The sequence below is a fragment of the Acinetobacter sp. AR_0276 genome, from assembly GCF_003000705.1.
Taxonomy (GTDB): Bacteria; Pseudomonadota; Gammaproteobacteria; order Pseudomonadales; family Moraxellaceae; genus Acinetobacter; species Acinetobacter nosocomialis.
Map to the genome: position 1 here is coordinate 2,075,079 of NZ_PSQO01000004.1, position 23,074 is coordinate 2,098,152.

Below are 23,074 nucleotides of genomic sequence, written 5' to 3' on the forward strand. Positions count from 1 at the left end.
AGAATGAATTTAATAGATAAAGAAATTCCATCAACATCTAATATTTCCGATGCTTTGGACAAGCTTGGAATACCATGCAAATGGCTTTCTAAGAACATGAGTTCAATGAATAGAGAAGCATTTTATGGTTATGCAGACACAGTAATGTGGGGGCCGACACGTAAAACAAATAATATACAAGATGCAGGATTGTCAACTTGGGAAGAAATTAAAGGGTTTATTGAATTTATAAAACCACATGAAACTAAAACTGTATATGTAGCGGGTTGCTTAGAGCCATCAGTTAATTATGTTCTACTTGGTGGAATGAGTATCAATTATATCAGCCAAAGTGGATATACAGGAATTATATCTAACGGTTTAATTCGGGATTATGAGGATCTACAACAAATCAATATACCTGTGTGGAACTATGGATTTGGTGTTATGGACTCACAAGGATGTATGAAGGTTGATAGCGTGGGACAAGGCTGTATAGTTAATAATCATTTTGTTAATCAAGGCGATTTAATTATTGGTGATGGATCTGGAGTTATTTCAGTTGATAGACAATACATTGATCAAGTAATTAAATTAGCTTTAGAAATCAATAAAATTGAAGAATCAATTTTATCACAAGTGAGAAGTGGAGCAAATTTATATCAACTTGTTAATAATAAAGGACACATTTAAATGACATCGATAACAATTATGCATCAGGGGAAGGTTTTAGAGGATGAAAATCAAAATTATAAACCTGATGTATTTTCATTAAATTATGCTGTCACGGCGTTTGAGGGTTTAAGATCATATATAGATAAAAAAGGAAGTTTTATTTTTAGGCTTGAAGATCATGTGGTTAGGCTTTTAAAAAGTGCAGAACATTTAGGTTTTAATGTGAAAAAATATTCAAAAGAATACATACAAGAAGAGATTATAAAATGTGTTCAATTGAATATAAATAAAGAGCTTTATATTAGGCCTATTTTCTTCTACGAAAGTGGTATAATGAATCTAAAAAATCCACCGACCACTAATTTCTCTGTTTTTACTTTCGAGCATTCACGAAAGGAATTACCAGATATAATTAGTTTAGAGGTTTCAAAACATAGACGAGATATATCATCAATCGATAAAAAAATATCTAAAAACTACTATGATAGTTTTATGGCATTGAAAAATAAAAGTCTAAATTTTGACGATGTGCTTTTACTATCGTCAGATAATTATATTACTGAAACCAGTGCTCATAATATTTTCTTTGTCACTTCGGATAATAAGGTTATTACTCCATCTTTAGAGTTTTGTTTGGATGGTATTACAAGAAATACTGCAATTAGTCTGTTGAAAAAAAGAGATGTAGGCGTGGTTGAAAGACCAATAAACCTTAATGAATTAGATGGTAACATAGTAGCTGCATTTACAACTAGTACCGCTTCAGAAATCAGGGTAATTAAGAGTAGACCTCTTGCGAAAGTAAAAACCACCTCAATCTAAATTTCATGAGATATCAGAAATTAAATCGTTTTTCAGATTCTGAATTCCAGCGCTTGGTTGGTGTACCTCGACCAGTTTTTAGTGAAATGATCGAAGTTTTAAAAGAAGTAGAATCACTTAAAAAGAAATCTGGGCGTCCTCATACTTTAGCTATAGAGGATCAATTATTATTAACACTCAATTACTTACGGAATTACAGCACTCAATTGGAGTTGGCTGCAAATTACCATATCGCTGAAAGTAATGTGAATCGAACCATTAAAAAGGTTGAAGATGCATTGATGAAATCAAGACGGTTTACTCTGCCAAAACGAAGCATTACCACAGCAGACGAACAGTTTAACTGGGTCATTATTGATGCGACAGAATGTTCAATAGAACGTCCGAAAAAAAAATCAGAGTAAGTTCTACAGTGGTAAAAAGAAGAAACATACGCTAAAAGCACAAGTGATCTATCATCCGAACAGCAAACAAATCATAGGGCTAGATATATCGAATGGCAGTCAGCATGACATTAAATTGGCAAGAAGAACGGTTAAAAAATTCAAACATTGTAAATATGTTATGACCGATTTAGGGTACTACGGATTAGAGCAAGATGGCTTTAAATTATTGATGCCAATAAAGAAAAAGAAGAATTTACCCTTATTTGATGTTGAGAAAAAGTACAATAAAATGATTGGAAAAATACGAGTTGTGATCGAACATATTAATAGTCAATTGAAAACATTTAGAATATTAAGTGAACGCTATCGAAATAGACGGAAAAGATTCGGTTTACGCATTAACTTAATCGCTGCACTGGTAAATCGGATGAACTTGCAATAACGACTTTCGCAAGAGGTCTAGTATAGATAAATTATTAATGGATACGCAACATCCTATCGTTGTTAATATTTTAAGTGACTTTCAATCGTATATTGAAGGAAGTTTTATAATGGATAACTTAAATAAAGGATGGAAATATTATGTATAGCTTAGTACGTTGTAAAGATAAAATAATTGGAAAATTCAATCAAGATCCAATTTTAATTATAGAGAAGCCTCAATTAGATCTAGTTGAAATCCAAGCATCTTTTATGTTTGTTCCTTATGATCAATATTTTTCAAAAGGTTCAAGGTATAGAACAACATCTAGAGTTGAAATAGGTTCTGATGGTAAATATAAATTACTAGATAAGATTCCTTTATATCAACCTAATTATGTAAATAATATTGAATCTTACGGAGGCATTCAAAGAGACTATGATGATGTGCCTCTAAGTTTTATTAATAGTCATTCATTTGATATTATGATCAAAGAATGGATAAAAAACATTCCATTTAAGGTTAAAACATTCTCAATTCATCAAATTAGAACCACTGATGAGGGAAATCCCACTCCCGAAGGTGCTCATAAAGATGGAACAGATTGGACAGGTGTTTTTATAGTTAATAGACATAATATTAAAGATGACTCTGGTTCCTCTGTATATTGGGATAATGATAAAAATTTATTATTAAATGAAACTTTAGAGGTAGGCTCTTTAATCACTCATAATGATCAGTTCTTTATTCACTGTGCTTCACCCATTAAAAAGCTAATGAAAAATGAACCAAGTTATCGCGATGTGATTGTTCTCACAGTTCCTGAACACGGGGTTAATTATCAAGAGAAAGACGTTCGCAAAGAAAAACTATATGCTAATGTGAGTAAATAAATATGTATTATCTTTTATTATATAGTTTCATTGATAATTTTGAATCCTTAAGAAAACCCTATAGAGAAGCACATTTAAAACTTGTTGATGAATATTTTAAATCAGGTTTTATTGTTGGAGCTGGTGCAATTGGAGTTGATTTAGATGCAGGAATGATTGTATTTAAAGTTAATAATGAACATGTCATTAATAAATTTTTAGAATCTGATCCTTACTATAAAAATAAAATGGTAATCGACTTTAAAATAAAAAAATGGCACGTTGTTAAAATAGGGGTGTAATGTAGTGGAATATATGCTTAGTCTTTTTCTATTTTCTTTTGCTATTCTGGTTACTCCGGGTCCTAATAACATAGTCCTCTTAACCACTAGTATTAATTATGGAATTAAAGAAACTATCCCTAATCTTTTAGGAATATGGTTTGGTTTTGGTTTGCTAATTATTATTGGTACATCAAGTTTAGGTTTTTTTATTAATGAAACACCATTTCTTCTTATAGGACTAAAGATTTTTGGCTTTGTTTATATTCTTTATTTAGCTTATAAAATATTTAAAAACAATAGTTTTGATGCAGAAAATAAGAAGCCTATTAATTTTTTTGAATCCACGTTGCTACAAATATCAAACCCTAAGGGTTTGATATTGATTTTTGCCATTGTCACTAACTTTTGGATGGTAAATGAAAGTTATTTGTATAATTTGTTATATCTGATATTTTTTCTAATATCTGTATCAGTTGTATCTAACTTAATCTGGGTTGCTTTAGGCGTAATAATGAAAAGAAAGTTATCAAATAATTTTCTTAGTATTTTTAATAAATTTATGGCTTTAGTATTGGTTTTGACAACATTCTACTCTTATGCTGTTACGATATGAAAATTCAAGATATTATCTTTAAAAAATATGATAACTTTACAGAGCAATCTAACTTTTCTATAAAATTTAAAAGTTTTAACTCTCTTTTAGTTCATGTGCTTACGGCTAATAACCCATATTTCTTTCACCAAAAATCTCACTGGGAAACTATAATAGAAAATGCTTTAGAAGCAGATATTCAGATTGGAGAATACATTGCACTTGATATATCTGCGATTCTAATTAGAGACCCTGCATGCCAAAATATCTATGAGGCTATTTTTTTTTATAAAGGTTTTCATGCTTTGGCATGGTACAGAGTTAGCAATTATTATTGGAAATTAAATAATAAATTACTAGCAAGGAAAATAAATCACTTTATTAATTCTAGTTTAGGAATTGATATACATCCCGCAGCTAGCATTGGCCACAGCATATTCATAGATCATGGAACAGGAGTAGTGATTGGTGAAACAACTATTATGGAAAATTACATATCAATGTTTCATGGTGTAACACTGGGAGGGACAGGAAAAGAAAGCCTAGGTTGTAGGCATCCCCATATAGCCAGTCATGTTTTATTAAGCTCGCATTGCTCTATTATTGGAAATATTAAAATCAATGTTGGTACAAGAGTCGCTGCATCCTCTGTTGTGTTAGATACAATTCCTGAATTTGTTACTGTAGCAGGCATTCCTGCCAAAATTGTCAGACACAATTCACCACATAACACTGAATATAAATGGAATTTTAAATGGTATGAAGAATAAATTAATTATTTTTATTAGTTGTTTGATTGTATTATTTGATGGATACGATCTTGCCATTTTTGGGTTTATTTTACCTAATCTTTTTGTTGAATTTGATCTTAACTATTTTCAAGCAAGTTTACTTGGATCTTCTTCTTTACTTGGTATGATGATTGGTGCTCTAACTTTAGGACAAATGGGGGGAATAGGCCTAAAAAAAATATTAATAATTTCAGTTTCTATTTTTAGTCTTTTCATGGTATTAACTGGATTTAGTCGCAACTATATTGATTTTATTATATTAAGGTTTTGTACTGGGATTGGGTTAGGGGCAGCTATTCCATGCTTGGTTGTGTATCTTAACAATACTTTAGAAACAACTAACAAAAATCTTATGATAAATACTGTTTTATCTTTTTATGGGATTGGAGCATTGCTCTCAGGGTTAATGAGTTATTTTTTTATAGATATATTGGGGTGGCGAACTTTATTTTTTATTTCAGCATTTTCTCTATTTTTACCTCTTTTAATATTTGTATTTTTTGAAGAAAGAATTATTAATAACAAGATTCAGGCGGGAAGAAAACAAACAAGATTAAGCATAAACTTAACTCAATTTACATATCTTGCTTTAATATTTATGTGTACTACAATGGCAGTTTATAATGTATATTCATGGTTGCCGAAAACAATTGAAATGGAAACAAATGATAAGCTCTTGGGGATTTTATTTTTATCAATTTTGAATATTGGAACATTCTTTGGCACTATATTAATTGGTAAAATTGCTGATATAAGTGGTCAATATAAAACACTTATATTTAGTTATTTAATTGCTTCACTAGCTATTGTATCTTTAGGCTCTTTATCCTCATCCAATACTGTTTTGTATAGCCTTTTGATCTTAATTGGTGGTACAACAGTTGGTTGCATGGCTACAATTCATGTATTTGCTACTGATATTTTTAAGAATTATAATACACCTACTATAGTTAGTATTTTGGCAGCATTTGGCAGAGTTGGTGCAATACTTGGACCTTTGGTTGGAGGTTTGATCTTATCATCTAATTTTAATTTTTCTCAGCAATTTATATTTTTTGCATTACCAACATTTCTAGCTTTTGTGTTAATGATCCTGATCCGGATCTCAAGCACTAAGTTGACTTTATAAGAAATTTTAGGCCTATTAAGCTAACGTATTGCTTAATAGGCCATAACAAATAGTTTAGTACTAATAATATCTCGAATTTACTTTAATTAAAGAAGCTCTATAGAATGATATTTTGAATCTAAAGAATACTTCTCAATCCTTACGTTATGGCTAACTCATAATTAAGAAATATATGCTCTTGTCTTAATTATAATAACTAAGAAATATTAATATCTTGCAATATACTCTCGATACTAAATTTCATTCATTTTAGTCCAGAAATTATACCAATTATCACAATAATCTATTGCTTTAGCCTTAACATCACTTAGTTGTTTGAAGTGTATGATCTGATTTAGTAAAATCCATAAGTCATCTTCATGTTCATCATCTGCTGCGTTTAGATCTACATCCAACGTAGTACCATGAACATCATAATAACCCTGCTTAGTATTAATATTTAAATAATTAATAGATTTTTTCAAAGGTGCGGAAAATTTTATCACTTGCATTTCTGCTATAGCCAATAATAGGATTACATCGCAATAGGAATTATACGAATTTTCTAAACTTTCTCTTAGTATTGATGATTCTTCTGAAAGTTTATAGTTTTTAGACAATTCTTCTGAAATATTAAGTTGGGATAAGACTTGCTTATAAAGGCAAAAATGAGAATTCAAAGGCGACATACTATATTTTTGATTTTGTACTAATCCAAATTCATCAGATATATTGAATGATAGTAAAAATCTGGCGTACATTTTTACTGTAGGTTTAAATAATTGATCTAATTCTTTCGCTGCTAGCTGTGCAGCTAATAAAGCATCTGTAAATATTTCAACAATTGCATTTTGGTATTCTAAATGAATTTTTTGATTTTTTTCTAGATCAAAATTACCATTATTTAATGAATTAATGATGGGATGATTAAACAATTTATGCTTACTTAAAATTTTTTTTATGTCGTTGATAATAGAAGAATTTTCATGCCATGTAGCTGTGTTGACCGTATCTTTTAGTAATTGTAAGGTCATTACTCTTGCGTTGGCTTTTTCTTTTATCATACTATTCATAGAACCTTCTCCTGTAGTTATACAGACTATTCTGTATTTCTTTTAATCATTGTCAACTAATTCGAGGTAATCAATGTCGAAAAAAAAGCAAGATATTTTATTGAAAGCTATTGAACTTTTTAATGAATTTGGTTATGTCAATGTGGGGGTTGATAAAATTATTTCTGAATCAAAAGTTGCTAAAATGACTTTTTATAAATACTTTCCTAGTAAAGAAAGTTTGATCCATGAGTCACTAAAAATGCGTGATAGCTTAATAAGAGAAAGTATTAACAATTATTTAAATAATACACATGAGCAAGGTATTAATAAAATTAAAATTTTTTTTAATTGGTATGAAGACTGGTTTAATAGAGAGGATTTTTTTGGTTGCATGTTTATTAAGGTCAGTGATGAATTACCTTATGATAATGAGGCTTTTTCTATTGCCATGAATCATAAAAAATGGGCAACAGATAAAATTCTAACTATTTTGAATGATATGGATGTAAAGGATTCTGAGTCCTTAGCTTTTCAGATTAGATTTATATTGGATGGTGCTATAGTAAACGAAAATTTATTTAAGAATAAACAATCCATTAAAAGTGCTTGGAGGATTGTAGAAGAGTTAATTTCAAAGAGAATCAATTAGTGATTTGCTTTTCGATTACCAAGATTTTTTATATTTTTAAAGTTTTTCACATAGAATGATTGGTAACATCCATATAATAAACTTCTTTCATGAATCACTTTTTTACTCAGTTCCACTTTTAGATTCCAATGCTTGAATCGAATCTCAGCCTAAATCTTTAGCTCTATTTCGAGAGTGTTTCGCAATATCTTGAAAAGTTTTAGACTGACAAATACATGAAGTTTATATGTTTTTGTGCAGAATCTTATACTTGTATCTTAAGGGAAAAATTTACATTTGATTCTTATTACTTTAGGGTGGGATTACTGGATAATCAATTGAAGTTATCTTCACTGACGTTCATAGGCAAGTAAAATTGTCGCATAGTTCTTTGTAATGTCGCACAGTTCTTTGGAAATGACAGCCGCCCCCAACTAGTGCAATTGCTGATGCTGTATGGTGGGGTGCACGAAAAGGACGCTGCCCAAAAGTATGGGGCGTATTTGAAATCGAATAAATACTAGCAACTTCAAGCGTTTCTTGAGTAGAAAGTGGTGGCAAAATTGAAGGAAGACGTGAGGCGAGTAAAGTCTTACCTGTACCCGGTGGTCCTTTAAAGAGCAGGGAGTGCCCTCCAGCGGCTGCGATTTCCAGTGCACGACGTGGACGTAGCTGACCTTTTACATCAGCAAGGTCAAATTTATACGGCATGTCATTTGAGCGGGAAGATGATTGCACCTGAGATAGCTTGGTATTTCCTAAAAAGTGTTCACAAACTTCTTTTAAATGACTAACCGGATAACACTCAAGATTTGGTAAATGACTAATATCTTGACTATTATCTTGGGGTAAAACAATTTTATGCTGGGCTTGTTGGCAGGCCATTGCCAAAGTTAAAGCACCTGAAATAGATCTTACATGACCATCTAGTGCTAACTCTCCAATAAATTCAAAGTCTTCAGTGCAGTTCTCTGGAAGCTGACCTGAGGCAATTAATATCCCTAATGCAATCGGTAAATCTAAACGTGAACCATCTTTGGGCAAATCTGCGGGAGCAAGATTAATAGTCAGCCGTTTAGTCGGAAACTGAAATCCACTATTAATAATCGCTGAGCGAACCCTGTCCTTACTCTCCCTGACTGCTGCTTCAGCAAGCCCTACGATCGTTAGAGAAGGTAAGCCTTGACTCACATGTACCTCTACTTCAATGAGAGGCGCATGCAAGCCTAAAAGTCCCCGAGTATAAATTTTAGAAAAAGACATCTTCTTGTTCCATTGTGGTGCTTAATTTTTAATCGTTGTAAAGTATAAGTGCGCTACATTGGTGCTTATTTTTTATTCTTTAAAGTTTCTTCTAATAGACTTACTTGTTTTTGTAGCTCTTCTAAACGTTGGTTGGCTAAATGAAGTGCAGTTTTTTGTCTTTCGATTTCTTGTTTAGACACGAGGTCTAATTTCTCGACAGTTTCATTTAATAATGCACGTAAGTTTTTTTCTAAATCTTTTTTAGGCTCGTCAATTTGTTCCAAAATAGCCTGTAATAGAGTTTCTAGCATGAGATATCCAAACTGTTGTATTACCTTATGCTTGCCAGTTTAACACTGCTTGAACCTCGTATATAGGCTTCTTGGCTTTTCCATATTGGATAACGATAAAATGAAATAAAAACAGGACTGCAAATTCATTTTATTTTTAGTAGCTCATCTACATCTTGATAACTAAATAGGTTATAAAGAAAGCTCATGCAAAAGATTCATCTCCTCCAACCTTTGAAATATTGGCATGAAAATTGAACATAAAACCTTACTGGTGAAAAGAAGCCGAAGGAAACAAACATGAAGCTTGTAACTGCAATTGTAAAACCGTTTAAATTAGATGATGTGCGTGAAGCACTCTCTGACATTGGTGTACAAGGGATTACCGTAACTGAAGTTAAAGGTTTTGGTCGTCAAAAAGGGCATACAGAACTTTACCGCGGCGCGGAGTATGTGGTTGATTTCTTACCTAAAGTAAAAATCGAAATTGCGATTAGCGATGAAATGGTCGACGCAGTAATTGAGTCAATTACTCGTGTGGCAAGCACTGGGAAAATCGGTGACGGTAAGATTTTTGTGACTAACCTGGAACAAGTCATCCGTATCCGTACGGGTGAAACAGGACCAGATGCTGTCTAAATTGGCACAAAGCTTGCTGAGCAATAAATAGCTCGCAAATGAGGTTGGGGGACACGAATGAAAAAAATGCTTATGGCGCTGAGTCTAACAGGCGCACTTTTGGGTGGTACTGCCGCTTGGGCAGAAGAGACTGTAACAACACCGACATCTGAGGTTACAGCAACATCAACGTCTGCAGCACCTGCAACATCTGCAGCAGCACCAGCAGCCGCAACTCCGGCAGCTCCAGCACCGACACCAAAACTCGATACAGGCGATACATCTTGGATTTTAGTTTCAACAGCTTTAGTACTGTTGATGACGATTCCTGGTTTGGCATTGTTCTACGGCGGTATGGTCCGTAAGAAAAACGTATTAAGTACCATGATGTTCAGCCTTTCTGCTGCAATTTTGGTAAGTTTGCTTTGGGTGATTGCTGGTTATTCACTCGCGTTCTCTGGCACAGGTGCATACTTTGGTGACTTGTCTAAAGCTATGCTCAATGGCGTAGGTTTTAACGCACTAAGTGGAACAATTCCTGAAAGCTTATTTGTTATTTTCCAAATGACTTTTGCCATCATTACTGTCGCAATTTTGAGTGGTTCGATTGCTGACCGTATGAAATATTCAGCTTTCATGGCCTTTATTACAATTTGGGTACTTGTGGTTTATGCGCCAATTACTCACTGGGTGTGGGCAACAGATGGTTGGTTATTTAAAGCAGGCGCATTAGATTTTGCTGGTGGTACAGTTGTACATATCAACTCTGGTGTTGCTGGTTTAGTCGCAGCTTACATGCTTGGTAAACGTATTGGCCTTGGCCGTGAATCTATGGCACCGCATAACTTAACTTTAACTGTAATCGGTGCAAGCTTACTTTGGGTAGGTTGGTTCGGCTTTAATGGTGGTAGTGCGTTAGGCGCTGGTGCTCGTGCAAGTATGGCAATTTTAGTGACTCAAGTTGCTGCCGCTGCTGCTGCGTTCTCTTGGTTAGTTGTAGAACGTATGATTCGTGGTAAAGCTTCTGTATTAGGTGGTGCATCTGGTGCTGTGGCTGGTTTGGTTGTGATTACACCAGCAGCAGGTTTCGTCGGCGTAGGCGGAGCTCTAGTGATGGGCTTAATCGGTGGTGTAGTCTGCTTCTGGGGTATTACAGCACTTAAACGTTTACTCAAAGCGGATGATGCATTGGATGCCTTTGGTTTACATGCAGTAGGTGGTATTGTCGGCGCGATTTTAACTGGCGTGTTCTATAGTGATGAAATCATTAAAGCAGCTAGTGTGACTTTAGCACCAACATTTGCAGGCCAATTGTGGGTACAAGTTGAAGGTGTACTTGCAACTATGGTTTACAGCGGTATTGCAACCTTCATTATTCTTAAAGTAATTGATGTGGTGATTGGTCTGCGTGTTAATGCCGATGATGAACGTATGGGTCTGGATTTAAGCCAACATGGCGAACGTATTGAATAATTCGTAATATATTTGCTGTACTAAAAACAGTCTTGGGCTGTGATCAAAGCGATGCTTTGATCTGGCTCAGGGCTGTTTTTTTGTCTCATAGAATGCTGGTTCAGTAAGCGTAGAAATTTTGCTACACTAGGTCAAAGTAATTGACCCTATTAAGTCCGCTATGCATTGTCCATTTTGCAACGCCGCAGATAGTAAAGTCATCGATTCTCGGCTAGCCGCAGAAGGCTGTCAGATTCGTCGACGTCGTGAGTGTGTAGTTTGCGGTGAACGTTTTACCACTTTTGAAAGCTATGAAGTGGTGATGCCCCGTGTGATCAAATCGAATGGAAAGAATGAACCGTTCGATGAAGCCAAGCTACGTCGTTCACTTATGCATGCTTTACAAAAGCGTCCAGTGACACAAGAGCAGATCGAAACGGTTCTGAGCGATATTCAATTGCAGATTCGCCGTTTAGGTGAGCGTGATGTTAAGTCTAGAACTATTGGTGAAATTGTTATGCAATCTTTATTTGCACTTGATCATGTTGCCTATGTTCGTTTTGCTTCGGTTTATCAAGACTTTCAGGATGTTGAAGCGTTTCGCCGTCAAATTGAGCAAATGCAACAACGTGAACACTAATCATTTGAGATTTATATGTCTGAGTTGAAACAAGATCAGTACTGGATGCAGCAAGCCATTGAACTTGCCAAACGAGGACTCTATTCGACAAAACCAAATCCAAATGTCGGTTGTGTTATTGTCAAAGACAATCAAGTGATTGGTGAAGGTTTTCATCCGAAAGCTGGTCAACCTCATGCTGAAGTTTTTGCGCTGCGTCAGGCGGGTGAACAAGCACAAGGCGCAACTGCTTATGTGACGCTTGAGCCGTGTGCTCATTATGGACGAACCCCGCCGTGTGCTGAAGCATTGGTTAAAGCACAGGTTAAAAAAGTGGTGGTGGCATGTCCCGATCCCAATCCGCTTGTTGCAGGTAAAGGTGTTCAGATCTTAAAAAATGCCGGTATTGAAGTAGAAATCGGGATTTGTGAAGATTTGGCAGCTCAACTTAATCAAGGCTTTTTAAAAGCGATGTCTACGGGCATGCCATATGTGCGTTTAAAAGTTGCTTCTAGTTTAGATGGGCGTACTGCAATGGCATCGGGTGAGTCGAAGTGGATTACTGGTTCTGCTGCTCGTCAAGATGTCCAACATTGGCGTGCGATTTCAGGTGCCGTGATTACAGGTATTGATACTGTGATTGCTGATGACTGTCAGCTTAATGTACGGTCACTCCATAATCTTGATATCGAAACAGTTGCGCAGCCAAAACGGGTAATTCTAGATCGAAAAGGGCGTTTACCGCTCACTGCTAAAATTTTAGAAAATCCTGAAACTGTCATGGTGATGGGGCCATATCGTCAGGAACTTGCTGACTTAGGCGTGATACAATTAGAAATTCAGCCTTTAAAAACACTATTACAGGCCTTATCTAAGCAATACCAAATTTATGATGTGCTGGTTGAAGCTGGCGCAACATTGTCTACCGTCTTTTTGCAAAAAGGTTTGGTAGATGAAATGATCAGTTATGTTGCCCCGACTTTATTGGGGCAAAGTGCAAGAGCCATGTTCAACGCAGATTTTGAATATATGGCACAGCAACTTCGTTTTAAACTTCTTGATGTAATACAACTTGATCAAGATATACGCTTAAGGTTAATCCCTACGCAAGAGAAAGTATGAATTCAGAGCCTTCGGTTTACCACAAACGTCGTCATGCAGCCCGCACGACAGACGAATATCTTTTTCATCAGCTTGTACCATACTTGGGTAACAAGCGCCGATTGCTCCACTTGATTTTAGAAGCTCTGGAAATTACAGGGACGCTGAACAGCAAGAAAAAGAATCCTCCGATTTTTGCCGACTTCTTCGCAGGTAGTGGTGTGGTGTCTCGCTTGGCACGCCAAAACGGTTACCGAGTCATTGCAAATGACTGGGAACCTTATAGCCATGCTTTAAATCATGCAATTTTAGCGTGTGTCGATGCACCCGCGTTTAAAGAGCTTGGTGGCTACCAGAAAGCCATCGATTATTTAAACCGCTTACCTGAGGTTAAAGGTTGGGTAACGCATAACCTTTGCCCTCGTAATGATGATGTCTATGATCCATCTCGTGACCGTTTGTTCTTTAAGCGTCGTAATGGTATGCGCATTGATGCGATTCGCCAGCAGATTGCAACATGGCAGGCACAAGGCGCAATTAATGATGTAGAAATGAGTGCCTTGCTTGCGCCATTACTCTATTCGGCAAGTTTTGTGAGTAATACCAGTGGTGTATTTAAAAGCTTCCACCAAGGGTGGGGCGGACGTACACAAACGGCCTTAGAACGAATTGAATCATTGCTGTGGCTCACACCGAGCCGTTTTTGTGAGATTGGTGACCGTAAACGCCCTGCTGCTGAAATGTGGTGTGTAGATGCTCAGCATTTAGCAAACCAGATGAGCGGTTTTGAAGTAGATGTAGCCTATCTTGATCCACCTTATAACCAGCATGCTTATAGTAGTAACTACCATGTTCTAAATGCATTGACGTTATGGGATCAAGTCGATTTACCACCGCCAGATACGAAAGGCTATAAGAGTGGTATTGACCGTGCATGGCGTAAAGAACGTCCAAGTCCTTATAACTCTTCTAAACATGCAAAAGATGCGTATGAAAAATTACTTTCAACCATCAATGCACGTTATATTCTGACCAGTTATTCGACCGATGGTAATATTGAGCCAAAAGACTTACTGATGGCCAATCTGGAGCGTGGAAAAGTCACTTTATTGACTCAAGATGTTCCACGTTATCGCGTAAGTAAACAACGTCAGTCAGAGCGCGCACGTGTGCTTGAGTTTATTGTGATTACAGATACTCATGCCAAACCAGGGCCGCCGTTACGTCAGTTGTTAGGCCAGCTTTACCACTTTGCCGAGCTAGGTGGTGTAGATACTTCAGGTAACAGTACGCAGCTCGCACTTTGGTAAGCGCTGCAATTTAAGCAGTGTAAAAGATTTGGAGATTGAGCCATGTTTACAGGCATTATTGAAAGTTTAGGTAAAGTAGAAAGCCTGCAAAGTGTAGGTGGCGATGTGCGTTTACGTATTCAAACCGATTTGGATATGTCGGATGTACATTTAGGTGACTCAATTGCAACCAATGGGATCTGTCTCACCGTTATTGAGTGGGGAGACAACTGGTACGCAGCTGATGTTTCTCGCGAAAGTTTAAACCGTACCACTTTAAGTAACTGGAAAGTGGGTCAACGTGTCAATGTGGAAAAGGCGATGCTGCCAACAACCCGTTTTGGTGGACACATTGTAAGTGGTCATGTTGATGGTGTAGGTGAAATTACCGTAGTCCGTGAAGATGCTCGCTCAATTTATTATGAAGTGACAGCACCTGTAGAACTTGCTAAATACTTAGCAGAGAAAGGTTCTGTGACAGTAGATGGTATTAGTTTAACCATTAATCATTTACGCGGTAATATTTTAAGTTTGAACTTAATTCCGCACACAGCAGAACGTACCAATATTGGAACTTGGCAAGTCGGTAGCAAAGTTAACCTAGAAGTCGATGTATTAGCGCGTTATATTGAGCGTTTATTACTGGGTGATAAAGCTGCTGAACAAAAAACCGAGTCAAATATTAGTATGGCTTTCTTAGCTGAAAATGGCTTTTTAAAATAAAGTTTTAAATCGCTAAAATAAAAAACCGGACATATGTTCCGGTTTTTTTATTTTAAAAATTAATGTTTGGTCAGAGTAACCGAGTGTGTGCCTACCCAGGGTTTATTATGCTGGGTGCGTGTAATTGAAAACTCACCTTTTTCTGACGCTCGTGTGAGTAAAATTGAAAGTGAATTAAAGTCGTTGTGACTCATATAAAGTTCTTGTGCTGAAAATGTCCATTGCTCACCCTGATTAAGCTGCTCAAGTTGCATTGAAATCTGATGTGGAATGTCCATTTTTACCCTCATTAATTTTCATAAATACATATGCATTATTCTAATAATTATTTGAACTAAAAGAATATTATGCATGACTATTTTGTGACAATTAAATGTCATTTTTATGACAAGGAACGTTGTATAAACTTTACTTTTCTATTTTTTCATCAGAAAACTTAGAATTTTTTAAAATATATTCAATTTCTTCTTGAGCTGCCGAATTTAGCTTAGCTCGGAAAGCCGTAACAGACTGTTCAATTAAGTTCTCAGCTTCAAGCTCTAAACGAATACGTAAACTTTCAAGCTCAGATAAGATTTGGTCATCGGTAATGCTAAGCTTTACCCCAGAAGAGTAGTTCACTGCTGGTGTTTCAGGATTTTTCTGATAACGCGCAGTGTGTTCAGCAACTTCTTGTTCTAAATGACTGCGGAAAGCTTGTAGAGCTTGAGTTTGTTCACTAAATTTACGAACTTCGTCTGCTTGTAATTCAGCAGCATAGGCTGCTTCCATTGCGCGCTTATCTGCAAGAGACTTTTCTAAAGCAAGCTGACGACGAATACGTGCCTGTTCGATTAACTCTGCTTTTAAGTCAGCATAAGCTTGTTCAATGTTTTGCTGTGATTCTAACTGTGCCTTCTCATCATTGAGTACCCAAAGTTGAATAGGCGTCTGAGGCTCTAATAAATCACAAATACGTGCCAAATCCTGTTGATAGGCATGACGGACAGCTTCAGGCGCATTTAACCATCTTTTTTTAAAATCTTGCCCGACATTTAATGCCACCACAGTTCTCCTTTGCTCAACAGTATCTACATTTTAGCGCGTTATAATTTAAAGGTTCGAGGTTCTATACCTAAACGACGATACATTTTAAATTTTTCTCGGCCAATTTGCTTGGCTGCTTCATTATTTTCAACAATTTCTATAATGTGGCTAAAATGATTCACTTGTTCAAGTGCATGATTGTTAAAATTAAATACCAACCAGCCTTGTTCAGAAGGTTGTTTAGCCGAAATACATACTGCTGCATCTGCCTGATCAATCCCATGCGCAATAAAACTGGTCGGATCAAAGCTCCACAATTTTTCATCAAGTGTCTGTTGTAGCTGTACATCTGGGCAATACCACCAGATGTTTGAATGCTTCAGTAAAATCTTTCGACATAAACGGCAAGCACTATCGACTTGCCGTTCTTCACTGGTTTCAAACAGATAAAAGCTAACTTTAGCCATTCGTATTTACACGGTTAGCCAAGAATTGCATAAGTAGTGGTACTGGACGACCAGTCGCACCTTTTGCTGTACCTGATAACCACGCTGTTCCTGCTACATCTAGATGAGCCCAACGATAGTCACGAGTAAAACGCTCAAGGAAGCAGGCTGCTGTAATTGCACCACCGTGTGGTCCACCAATGTTACCGATGTCTGCAAAAGGTGAGTCTAATAGTTCTTGATAATCATCAATCACTGGCATGCGCCATACACGGTCGAATGACTGCTCACCAGCTTGTTGTAGCTCAGTTGCTAAAGCATCGTCAGGAGAGAATAAACCGCTTAGCACTTTACCTAATGCCACTACACAAGCACCGGTTAATGTCGCGATATCAATCACAACTGCCGGATTGAAACGTTTGATATACGTTAACGTATCGCAAAGAACTAAACGGCCTTCAGCGTCAGTATTTAAAATTTCAACAGTTTGGCCGCTCATGGTCGTTACGATATCGCCTGGGCGGGTCGCTTTACCCGAAGGCATATTTTCTGCTGCTGCAATCGCACCCACCACATGAATTGGAAGGCGTGCTTCACATAGTGCGCGAATCGTACCAAGTACAGAGGCTGCACCACACATATCGAACTTCATTTCATCCATGCCAAGGCCTGGTTTTAAAGAAATACCGCCTGTATCAAAAGTAACACCTTTACCGACAAGTACGACAGGGGCTTGTTCAAGCTGTGCTTGGTATTCAAGAGTGACAATACGACCCGGACGCTCAGATCCTTTACTCACAGCAAGGAAAGCATACATGCCTAAGTCAGCCATTTGCTGCTCATTTAAGACAGTCACTTTGAGTAAATCAGGGAATTCTGCTGCTAAAGCTAAAGCCTGTTCAGCCAGATATTCAGGGAAACAGATATTACCTGGACGGTTACCTAAGTCACGCGCAAAAGATTGACCAGATTGTACGGCATGTACTAAAGCAAGTTGATTTTCATCAAGGCTTGTGTGTGGACTAATTAAATCAACTTGTTGTAACACAAATTCATTTTTTTTCGATTTAAACTCATCATAACCATAAGCTGCTTGAGTTAAGCTTAATGCAAATAAATAATGGTATTCGACAGGTAATGCAGCAATATCAATTGCGATATGCTTAAATTTATTTTGTGTCGATTTGATAATGGTTTGTGCCAATTTTGCTAACTTAACTGCTTGAAGTTCAGCTGCTTTTCCTAAACCAAGTAGTTGGCTGTGAGGTTGAGTGCTAAGCTGACCAAATAATGGCAGTGTCTCATTGAAGTTAGCTTTATATTGAGTCGCTGCAAGAATACTTTCTAGGTTATTGATTTGATATGTATTGAGGTTGCTTTGTAGCTGTTCTGAATCAACTAAAACCCACAAAGATTCATTAGATGTTTGTTCAGGAAAAGTTGTATAAGTTGTAAATTTCATGGCTGCCGTGATTGCCTATAGAAAGTTATGTTGGATTAAAACATTGAAACACTTTCAAGCATAGCGTTGCAATGTGCGGTTTTATATTTTTAACATTCGGGTAAACTAGCGTTCGTCCCGTTTAGCCTTTTGGAAGTATTAATTTGATTATTCGGCGTTATCTCGTCAAGCAAGTTGTCTCTACCTCATTGGTGGTCATCGCATTATTGACCCTAATCATGATGGGTGGTCGTCTGATCAAATACTTTGGTGTGGCGGCACAGGGGCGTTTAGATGCAAGTATTTTATTTAGCATCATTGGATACCGTTTACCTGAATTTTTAACCCTCATTTTACCACTGGGATTTTTTATTGGTTTAATGTTGGTGTTTGGTCGTTTATATGTTGACCATGAAATGGCTGTCTTGAATGGTAGTGGCGTAAGCCGTCATCAATTGGCACGCTTACTCATTCCAATGACACTGGTTTATATGGTTTGTCAGTCTGTACTTATGCTGTGGATGACGCCGTGGGGACTACGTGAATTTGAAAAATTAACAACGACCCAAGCTGTACGGACAGGCTTTGACTTGGTTCGACCAAGAGAATTTATTTCTTCAGGACCTTATACGATTTATGCAGGTTCACTGTCGGAAGACCGTAAAAACCTCAAAGATATTTTCTTTTACCAGCGGGCTGCCAAAGAAGGTAAACCAGATGTCATGATTTTGGCCAAAGAGGCAACACGTGTTGAGGTTGCCAATGATACTGCCAATGTCGTCGATCTGGTTCAAGGGCGCCGTTATGAAATATATCCGGGACAACCTAAATATACGCAAGCAGAGTTTCAGTCTTATCGTTTAAGACTTGAGAATGATAAAGACGTCAAGTTTGAGAGTAGTGACGTAGAGGCACTTCCAACCTCTAAACTATTGGCTAAAACAAATGATCCAGTCATTAGAAGTGAATTAGGTTGGCGTTTATTCGGTCCGTTTACCATTATTGTTGCTCTCATGATGTCGGTTGCGTTGTCTGAGGTGAGTCCTCGACAAGGTCGTTATTATCGTCTCATTCCATCTATTTTTATTTTTGCGAGCTTGATTGTACTTATGATTGCGATTAAGACTCGTATTAGTAAAGGTGAGCTCGATATTTGGGCGTATCCAGCGGCTTTATTGGTTTATGCAATTGCAGCTGCCTTATTTTCTCGTAAACAGAAATTAGGGCCGAAAATCAAGAAACAGATCAAGCGAGTGAAATTATAATGTTAGCACGTCGAATAGTCGCCAAATATGTGACGAAAACCACTGCGCTTGCAATGTTTGGTACCACCATTGTCTTATCTGTTTTGCAAGTCTTGTTTACCTATTTAGGTGAACTGGGTGAGTTAAAGCCTGACTATAATGCATGGCAAGCTTTTATCTATGTGTTATGGGGTGCTCCTCGTTATCTATATGAAATTTTGCCTATTTCAGCCTTAATTGGTGCGGTAATTGGATTGGGCGCTTTAGCATCCAACAGTGAACTCATCGTGATGCGCTCGGTTGGGATCAGTTTATGGCGTATTGTGGGCTGGGTAATGCGTTCAGCTTTGCTACTGATTGTTTTATCTTTTGCGTTAAGTGAATGGGTTGTTCCCTATACCAATGAGAAAGCACAAAGTATCAAAAGTCATCGTTCAGTTGCTGCTCTAGGCGAAGTAAAAGGCTATTGGTCAAGAGAAGGGCAACGCTTTATTTATATTGACTATGCGAACTCGCAAGGAAACTTAAGAGATATTCAGGTTGTCGACTTTGATAAAGAATATCACTTGCAGTCTGTAATTAATGCAGAGCAAGGAAAGTTTATTAAAGACGGTCAATGGTCTTTACAAAAAGCCAGTCAGACAGACATTCTGACAGATGGTAATTCGATACTAAATAATCATGATCAGCAGTCTTTAGGATTGGCTCTCCAACCTAAATATGTACACATGGTGACTTTAGACCCTGAAGACTTATCTCCAAGTCAGCTCATTAGTTTTATGCGCTATATGGATGAATATAGCCAAGTTCCTAAAACTTACCAATTGGCTTTCTGGCAAAAAGTTGCTTCTCCATTTTCATTGATTACGCTTGTATTAGTGGCTTGTTCTTTTATTTTTGGTCCACTGCGTCAACAGTCAATGGGCTTTCGTTTGGTGATCGCACTCTTTATTGGTTTAGGCTTTTATTACTTACAAGATTTCTTGGGTTACGCAAGTTTGGTATACGCGCCTTCACCTGCGTGGTTTGTACTTGTACCTATTATTTTAATGTTTGGTGCCGGTAGTTACTTACTTTACCGTGCTCGCTAATTCGAAAGAATATAAATGGCTTTCTCAATGAGATGCATTGGTGAAAGCCATAGGAAAAAATAGAGTCTTCACCGAAAATTCGGTAAGATATGGCGATGAAATTGTAGACAAAAGAGAAATTGATTATGACGGATGCAACTGCTGGCAAGATCCCTCACGTTCTGGTCATTATGGATGGTGTTGGACACCGTGAAGCGATTGAAGATAATGCTTTTCTTGCAGCAAAAACCCCGAATTTAACTGCAATGAAAGCAAAGCATCCAAATAGTCTTATTTCTGGTTCTGGTGAAGATGTAGGTCTACCTGATGGACAAATGGGTAATTCTGAAGTTGGCCATATGAATCTTGGCGCTGGACGTGTGTTGTATCAAGATTTTACCCGTATTACTAAAGACATCCGTACTGGCGACTTTTTCAAACATGAAGTATTAATTGATGCTGTTGAAAAAGCCAAAGATGCTGGTGGTGCAGTTCATATTATGGGCTTGCTCTCAGAAGGTGGCGTTCACTCACATGAAGACCACATTGTGGCGATGTGTGAACTCGCATTAAAACGTGGTGCAAAAGTTTATCTTCATGCATTCCTTGATGGTCGTGATACTCCTCCACGTAGTGCACAATCTTCACTAGAAAAATTAGACGCTCTATTTGCTCAATATGAAGGCAAGGGCCGTATTGCAACTATGATTGGCCGCTATTTTGCAATGGATCGCGATAATCGTTGGGACCGTGTAGAACAGGCTTACCGCCTATTGACCGAAGGTGAGGCAGTTCGTACGGCAAATACTGCTGTTGAAGGTTTAGAACTTGCATATGCAGCCAATGAAAATGATGAATTTGTGAAAGCAACTCGTATTGGTGATGTGGCTAAAGTTCAAGATGGCGATAGCGTTGTTTTCATGAACTTCCGTGCTGACCGTGCTCGTGAAATTACACGTGCGTTTGTTGAAAAGGACTTCGCAGGTTTTGAGCGTAAAGTTGTACCGAACCTTTCTAAATTTGTCATGTTGACACGTTATCAGGCCAGCATTGATGCACCTGTGGCATATATGCCTGAAGAGTTGAAAAACTCACTTGGTGAATATTTATCTTCTCTTGGCAAAACGCAATTACGTATTGCTGAAACAGAAAAATATGCGCATGTGACTTTCTTCTTTAGTGGTGGTCGAGAAGATGAATACCCAGGTGAGAAGCGTATTCTAATTCCATCACCAAACGTTGCGACATATGATCTAAAGCCTGAAATGAGTGCTTATGAAGTAACTGATGAACTCGTTAAGGCAATTAACTCGGGTGAGTACGATTTACTTGTTGTGAATTATGCCAATGGTGATATGGTCGGCCATACAGGCGTATTTGATGCCGCGGTTAAGGCGGTTGAAGCAGTTGATACATGTTTAGGTCGTGTATACGAAGCTGTGATGGCCAAGAAAGGTCATATGCTTATTACTGCTGACCATGGTAATGTTGAGCAAATGCAGGACTACGAAAGTGGCCAAGTTCATACTCAACATACAACAGAGCTTGTACCATTTATTTATGTTGGTCCAACACAAGCGACTATCGCAGAAGGTGGTGTACTTGCAGATGTTGCACCGACTATCCTTCATCTAATGCAGATTCCTGTACCTGCGGAAATGCAAGGTCGTAATCTGATTACATTATCTGCATAAGCGATAGGTGACTAAATGCTGCAACACAATATATATAAAGCTTTTTTGGGTAGTGTATTGATGTGTTGCAGCCAGTTTGCTCTTGCTGCTCCTGTTGTAAAAGAAAAATTATCGCCTCAGCATGCTGATTCACCAGAATCAGAAGAAAGTTATGCAGAAGTGCCTATTGAGTCGATTCAGCAGTTTGTACAAATTTACGGGATTGTTCGCGATAACTATGTCGATGAAAAATCGGACGATGCTTTATTTTTACAAGCAATTAAAGGTCTTGTTAGTGGTCTAGACCGTTACTCACGTTATTTGTCAGCTGAAGAATACCGTCAACTCATTCAATACACCGAAGGTGATCTTGCTTCGGTTGATTTTGCATTAAGCCCAGAAGCACATGTCCATAAATGGATGATTCGTGACCTGAAGGCAGGTTCTGATTCATATAAACTAGGCTTGAGAAATGGACAGACCATTTTAAAGATAGATAATCAGGAACTTAAAAATCTAACCCAAGATCAGGTGCTTGGTTTGTTGTATGGTTCAATAGGTTCAACGCTGCAAGTACAGACAGAAGAGTCAAATACCCCAATCAGTTTAGTCCGTAATAAAAAGATTGAAACTGATATCGAACCTGTCATGTTACATAATCAGGTATTGGTACTAAAAATTAGAGTATTCCAGCAAGATACCGCCAATGAAATTAAACGTTTAATTGAAGAAAATAGTTCTTCGCGCTTAAAAGCTGTATTAATTGATTTAAGAAATAACCCAGGCGGGCTGCTCTCTGCTGCTGTTGAGTCAGCTGATTTATTTTTAAATCATGGCATTATTGTTTCTACAAAAAGTCGTTCAGAAGGTAATCAGCAATTTCAGGCCTTACCGGGAAATGATTTTCAAAATATAAAAGTTGGTATTTTAATTAATCACCGATCTGCCTCGGCAGCAGAAGTTTTTACTGCTGCAATGAAAGAGCATCAACGTGCTTGGGTCATGGGTGAAAAAAGTTATGGAAAGGGCGTTGTACAGAAACTTTTCCCTTTGCCAAGTGGGGCAGCCTTGCAAATGACGGTCTCACATTACTACACGCCAAATGGTAATATGATCGAAGGTCAAGGTATTCAGCCTAACCAGACCTATCCCTTGCCTCCAGAAATGAAAGACGAAGTTTATTTAGAGCGTGTTGCCGACCTACTTCTAAAAAGGAAGTAAGCT

The 23,074-nt window shown here is 37.3% G+C and carries 25 protein-coding genes and 1 pseudogene; 19 read left to right on the forward strand and 7 right to left on the reverse strand.

Features of this window, described 5'->3' with window-relative positions; all coding sequences use genetic code 11:
• Positions 1–3 precede the first annotated feature (3 nt).
• The 8 genes from CSB87_RS10725 (at position 4) to CSB87_RS10760 (ending at position 5,951) form a co-directional block, all read left to right on the forward strand.
• On the forward strand, positions 4–672 hold the full coding sequence (locus CSB87_RS10725; protein ID WP_031952191.1) for a hypothetical protein: 669 nt from the start codon (positions 4–6) through the stop codon (positions 670–672).
• The gene (locus CSB87_RS10730) at positions 673–1,476 is read left to right on the forward strand and encodes an aminotransferase class IV (protein WP_031952192.1); all 804 of its coding nucleotides are present in this window, start codon (positions 673–675) and stop codon (positions 1,474–1,476) included. It abuts the gene before it with no gap.
• Between the two features lie 5 nt (positions 1,477–1,481).
• A protein-coding gene (locus CSB87_RS10735; RefSeq protein ID WP_076611894.1) for an IS5-like element ISAba27 family transposase occupies positions 1,482–2,304 on the forward strand; the annotation gives its coding sequence in 2 pieces (ribosomal slippage) (positions 1,482–1,862 and positions 1,864–2,304; 822 coding nt in all).
• 140 nt (positions 2,305–2,444) lie between these two features.
• Positions 2,445–3,176: a 2OG-Fe dioxygenase family protein gene (locus CSB87_RS10740; protein ID WP_050675553.1), complete on the forward strand. Its 732-nt coding sequence runs from the start codon at positions 2,445–2,447 to the stop codon at positions 3,174–3,176.
• 2 nt (positions 3,177–3,178) lie between these two features.
• Positions 3,179–3,457: a YciI family protein gene (locus CSB87_RS10745; protein WP_031952194.1), complete on the forward strand. Its 279-nt coding sequence runs from the start codon at positions 3,179–3,181 to the stop codon at positions 3,455–3,457.
• A gap of 13 nt (positions 3,458–3,470) precedes the next feature.
• Positions 3,471–4,052: a LysE family translocator gene (locus CSB87_RS10750; RefSeq protein WP_031952195.1), complete on the forward strand. Its 582-nt coding sequence runs from the start codon at positions 3,471–3,473 to the stop codon at positions 4,050–4,052.
• Complete coding sequence (epsC, locus tag CSB87_RS10755; RefSeq protein WP_050488916.1) at positions 4,049–4,801, forward strand: serine O-acetyltransferase EpsC; 753 nt, start codon at positions 4,049–4,051, stop codon at positions 4,799–4,801. Before CSB87_RS10750 ends, epsC begins: the two co-directional genes overlap by 4 nt.
• Positions 4,791–5,951 (forward strand): MFS transporter, encoded by a 1,161-nt coding sequence (locus CSB87_RS10760; RefSeq protein WP_031952197.1) that lies wholly within the window; start codon positions 4,791–4,793, stop codon positions 5,949–5,951. Before epsC ends, CSB87_RS10760 begins: the two co-directional genes overlap by 11 nt.
• A gap of 233 nt (positions 5,952–6,184) precedes the next feature.
• On the opposite strand, the gene CSB87_RS10765 is transcribed toward CSB87_RS10760, so the two are convergent.
• A complete protein-coding gene (locus CSB87_RS10765; protein WP_050488917.1) occupies positions 6,185–7,003 on the reverse strand; it encodes a hypothetical protein in 819 nt (272 codons plus the stop codon).
• A gap of 73 nt (positions 7,004–7,076) precedes the next feature.
• On the opposite strand from CSB87_RS10765, the gene CSB87_RS10770 reads away from it, so the two are divergent.
• Entirely contained in the window at positions 7,077–7,634 is a 558-nt protein-coding gene (locus CSB87_RS10770; protein ID WP_031952200.1) for a TetR/AcrR family transcriptional regulator, read from the forward strand.
• Positions 7,635–8,030: 396 nt separating this feature from the next.
• Here CSB87_RS10770 and CSB87_RS10775 read toward each other — a convergent pair.
• Both CSB87_RS10775 and CSB87_RS10780 read right to left on the reverse strand, forming a co-directional pair.
• Positions 8,031–8,876, reverse strand: a pseudogene (locus CSB87_RS10775) (YifB family Mg chelatase-like AAA ATPase); the annotation flags it as partial.
• A gap of 65 nt (positions 8,877–8,941) precedes the next feature.
• On the reverse strand, positions 8,942–9,169 hold the full coding sequence (locus tag CSB87_RS10780) for an accessory factor UbiK family protein (RefSeq protein ID WP_002048939.1): 228 nt from the start codon (positions 9,167–9,169) through the stop codon (positions 8,942–8,944).
• Between the two features lie 279 nt (positions 9,170–9,448).
• Between CSB87_RS10780 and glnK the strand changes: the two genes are divergently transcribed.
• The 6 genes from glnK to CSB87_RS10810 all read left to right on the forward strand — a co-directional run bounded on the left by glnK (position 9,449) and on the right by CSB87_RS10810 (position 14,950).
• The gene (gene glnK, locus CSB87_RS10785) at positions 9,449–9,787 is read left to right on the forward strand and encodes a P-II family nitrogen regulator (protein WP_000780326.1); all 339 of its coding nucleotides are present in this window, start codon (positions 9,449–9,451) and stop codon (positions 9,785–9,787) included.
• A gap of 57 nt (positions 9,788–9,844) precedes the next feature.
• A complete protein-coding gene (locus tag CSB87_RS10790) occupies positions 9,845–11,239 on the forward strand; it encodes an ammonium transporter (RefSeq protein ID WP_031959572.1) in 1,395 nt (464 codons plus the stop codon).
• A 160-nt stretch (positions 11,240–11,399) separates the two neighbouring features.
• On the forward strand, positions 11,400–11,858 hold the full coding sequence (nrdR, locus tag CSB87_RS10795) for a transcriptional regulator NrdR (RefSeq protein WP_004710970.1): 459 nt from the start codon (positions 11,400–11,402) through the stop codon (positions 11,856–11,858).
• Between the two features lie 15 nt (positions 11,859–11,873).
• Positions 11,874–12,959, forward strand: a complete 1,086-nt coding sequence (gene ribD, locus CSB87_RS10800) for a bifunctional diaminohydroxyphosphoribosylaminopyrimidine deaminase/5-amino-6-(5-phosphoribosylamino)uracil reductase RibD (RefSeq protein ID WP_031952207.1) — start codon at positions 11,874–11,876, stop codon at positions 12,957–12,959.
• A complete protein-coding gene (locus CSB87_RS10805) occupies positions 12,956–14,248 on the forward strand; it encodes a DNA adenine methylase (RefSeq protein WP_001083669.1) in 1,293 nt (430 codons plus the stop codon). Before ribD ends, CSB87_RS10805 begins: the two co-directional genes overlap by 4 nt.
• Positions 14,249–14,290: 42 nt before the next feature.
• Positions 14,291–14,950, forward strand: a complete 660-nt coding sequence (locus CSB87_RS10810) for a riboflavin synthase (protein ID WP_002048938.1) — start codon at positions 14,291–14,293, stop codon at positions 14,948–14,950.
• A 59-nt stretch (positions 14,951–15,009) separates the two neighbouring features.
• On the opposite strand, the gene CSB87_RS10815 is transcribed toward CSB87_RS10810, so the two are convergent.
• The 4 genes from CSB87_RS10815 to CSB87_RS10830 form a co-directional block, all read right to left on the reverse strand.
• Positions 15,010–15,228, reverse strand: coding sequence for a hypothetical protein (locus tag CSB87_RS10815; protein WP_002048916.1), 219 nt, complete (start codon positions 15,226–15,228; stop codon positions 15,010–15,012).
• A 130-nt stretch (positions 15,229–15,358) separates the two neighbouring features.
• On the reverse strand, positions 15,359–15,997 hold the full coding sequence (locus CSB87_RS10820) for a hypothetical protein (RefSeq protein ID WP_017393526.1): 639 nt from the start codon (positions 15,995–15,997) through the stop codon (positions 15,359–15,361).
• A 38-nt stretch (positions 15,998–16,035) separates the two neighbouring features.
• Positions 16,036–16,443: a DNA polymerase III subunit chi gene (locus CSB87_RS10825; protein WP_006581179.1), complete on the reverse strand. Its 408-nt coding sequence runs from the start codon at positions 16,441–16,443 to the stop codon at positions 16,036–16,038.
• A complete protein-coding gene (locus CSB87_RS10830; protein WP_031952210.1) occupies positions 16,436–17,884 on the reverse strand; it encodes a leucyl aminopeptidase in 1,449 nt (482 codons plus the stop codon). Before CSB87_RS10830 ends, CSB87_RS10825 begins: the two co-directional genes overlap by 8 nt.
• Positions 17,885–18,027: 143 nt before the next feature.
• Here CSB87_RS10830 and lptF point away from each other — a divergent pair, with 143 nt between their 5' ends.
• The 4 genes from lptF (at position 18,028) to CSB87_RS10850 (ending at position 23,071) form a co-directional block, all read left to right on the forward strand.
• Entirely contained in the window at positions 18,028–19,128 is a 1,101-nt protein-coding gene (gene lptF / locus CSB87_RS10835) for an LPS export ABC transporter permease LptF (protein ID WP_002048889.1), read from the forward strand.
• Entirely contained in the window at positions 19,128–20,198 is a 1,071-nt protein-coding gene (gene lptG / locus CSB87_RS10840; protein ID WP_002048976.1) for an LPS export ABC transporter permease LptG, read from the forward strand. Before lptF ends, lptG begins: the two co-directional genes overlap by 1 nt.
• A gap of 125 nt (positions 20,199–20,323) precedes the next feature.
• Positions 20,324–21,871, forward strand: a complete 1,548-nt coding sequence (gene gpmI, locus CSB87_RS10845; RefSeq protein WP_006581176.1) for a 2,3-bisphosphoglycerate-independent phosphoglycerate mutase — start codon at positions 20,324–20,326, stop codon at positions 21,869–21,871.
• 15 nt (positions 21,872–21,886) lie between these two features.
• Complete coding sequence (locus tag CSB87_RS10850) at positions 21,887–23,071, forward strand: S41 family peptidase (RefSeq protein WP_004883636.1); 1,185 nt, start codon at positions 21,887–21,889, stop codon at positions 23,069–23,071.
• Positions 23,072–23,074 lie beyond the last annotated feature (3 nt).

Bases quoted from the DNA above. Each gene is read 5' to 3' on its own strand.
- CSB87_RS10725 (WP_031952191.1), top strand. From the start codon at position 4: ATGAATTTAATAGATAAAGAAATTCCATCAACATCTAATATTTCCGAT.
- CSB87_RS10730 (WP_031952192.1), top strand. From the start codon at position 673: ATGACATCGATAACAATTATGCATCAGGGGAAGGTTTTAGAGGATGAA.
- CSB87_RS10740 (WP_050675553.1), top strand. From the start codon at position 2,445: ATGTATAGCTTAGTACGTTGTAAAGATAAAATAATTGGAAAATTCAAT.
- CSB87_RS10745 (WP_031952194.1), top strand. From the start codon at position 3,179: ATGTATTATCTTTTATTATATAGTTTCATTGATAATTTTGAATCCTTA.
- CSB87_RS10750 (WP_031952195.1), top strand. From the start codon at position 3,471: ATGCTTAGTCTTTTTCTATTTTCTTTTGCTATTCTGGTTACTCCGGGT.
- epsC (WP_050488916.1), top strand. From the start codon at position 4,049: ATGAAAATTCAAGATATTATCTTTAAAAAATATGATAACTTTACAGAG.
- CSB87_RS10760 (WP_031952197.1), top strand. From the start codon at position 4,791: ATGAAGAATAAATTAATTATTTTTATTAGTTGTTTGATTGTATTATTT.
- CSB87_RS10765 (WP_050488917.1), bottom strand. From the start codon at position 7,003: ATGAATAGTATGATAAAAGAAAAAGCCAACGCAAGAGTAATGACCTTA.
- CSB87_RS10770 (WP_031952200.1), top strand. From the start codon at position 7,077: ATGTCGAAAAAAAAGCAAGATATTTTATTGAAAGCTATTGAACTTTTT.
- CSB87_RS10780 (WP_002048939.1), bottom strand. From the start codon at position 9,169: ATGCTAGAAACTCTATTACAGGCTATTTTGGAACAAATTGACGAGCCT.
- glnK (WP_000780326.1), top strand. From the start codon at position 9,449: ATGAAGCTTGTAACTGCAATTGTAAAACCGTTTAAATTAGATGATGTG.
- CSB87_RS10790 (WP_031959572.1), top strand. From the start codon at position 9,845: ATGAAAAAAATGCTTATGGCGCTGAGTCTAACAGGCGCACTTTTGGGT.
- nrdR (WP_004710970.1), top strand. From the start codon at position 11,400: ATGCATTGTCCATTTTGCAACGCCGCAGATAGTAAAGTCATCGATTCT.
- ribD (WP_031952207.1), top strand. From the start codon at position 11,874: ATGTCTGAGTTGAAACAAGATCAGTACTGGATGCAGCAAGCCATTGAA.
- CSB87_RS10805 (WP_001083669.1), top strand. From the start codon at position 12,956: ATGAATTCAGAGCCTTCGGTTTACCACAAACGTCGTCATGCAGCCCGC.
- CSB87_RS10810 (WP_002048938.1), top strand. From the start codon at position 14,291: ATGTTTACAGGCATTATTGAAAGTTTAGGTAAAGTAGAAAGCCTGCAA.
- CSB87_RS10815 (WP_002048916.1), bottom strand. From the start codon at position 15,228: ATGGACATTCCACATCAGATTTCAATGCAACTTGAGCAGCTTAATCAG.
- CSB87_RS10825 (WP_006581179.1), bottom strand. From the start codon at position 16,443: ATGGCTAAAGTTAGCTTTTATCTGTTTGAAACCAGTGAAGAACGGCAA.
- CSB87_RS10830 (WP_031952210.1), bottom strand. From the start codon at position 17,884: ATGAAATTTACAACTTATACAACTTTTCCTGAACAAACATCTAATGAA.
- lptG (WP_002048976.1), top strand. From the start codon at position 19,128: ATGTTAGCACGTCGAATAGTCGCCAAATATGTGACGAAAACCACTGCG.
- gpmI (WP_006581176.1), top strand. From the start codon at position 20,324: ATGACGGATGCAACTGCTGGCAAGATCCCTCACGTTCTGGTCATTATG.
- CSB87_RS10850 (WP_004883636.1), top strand. From the start codon at position 21,887: ATGCTGCAACACAATATATATAAAGCTTTTTTGGGTAGTGTATTGATG.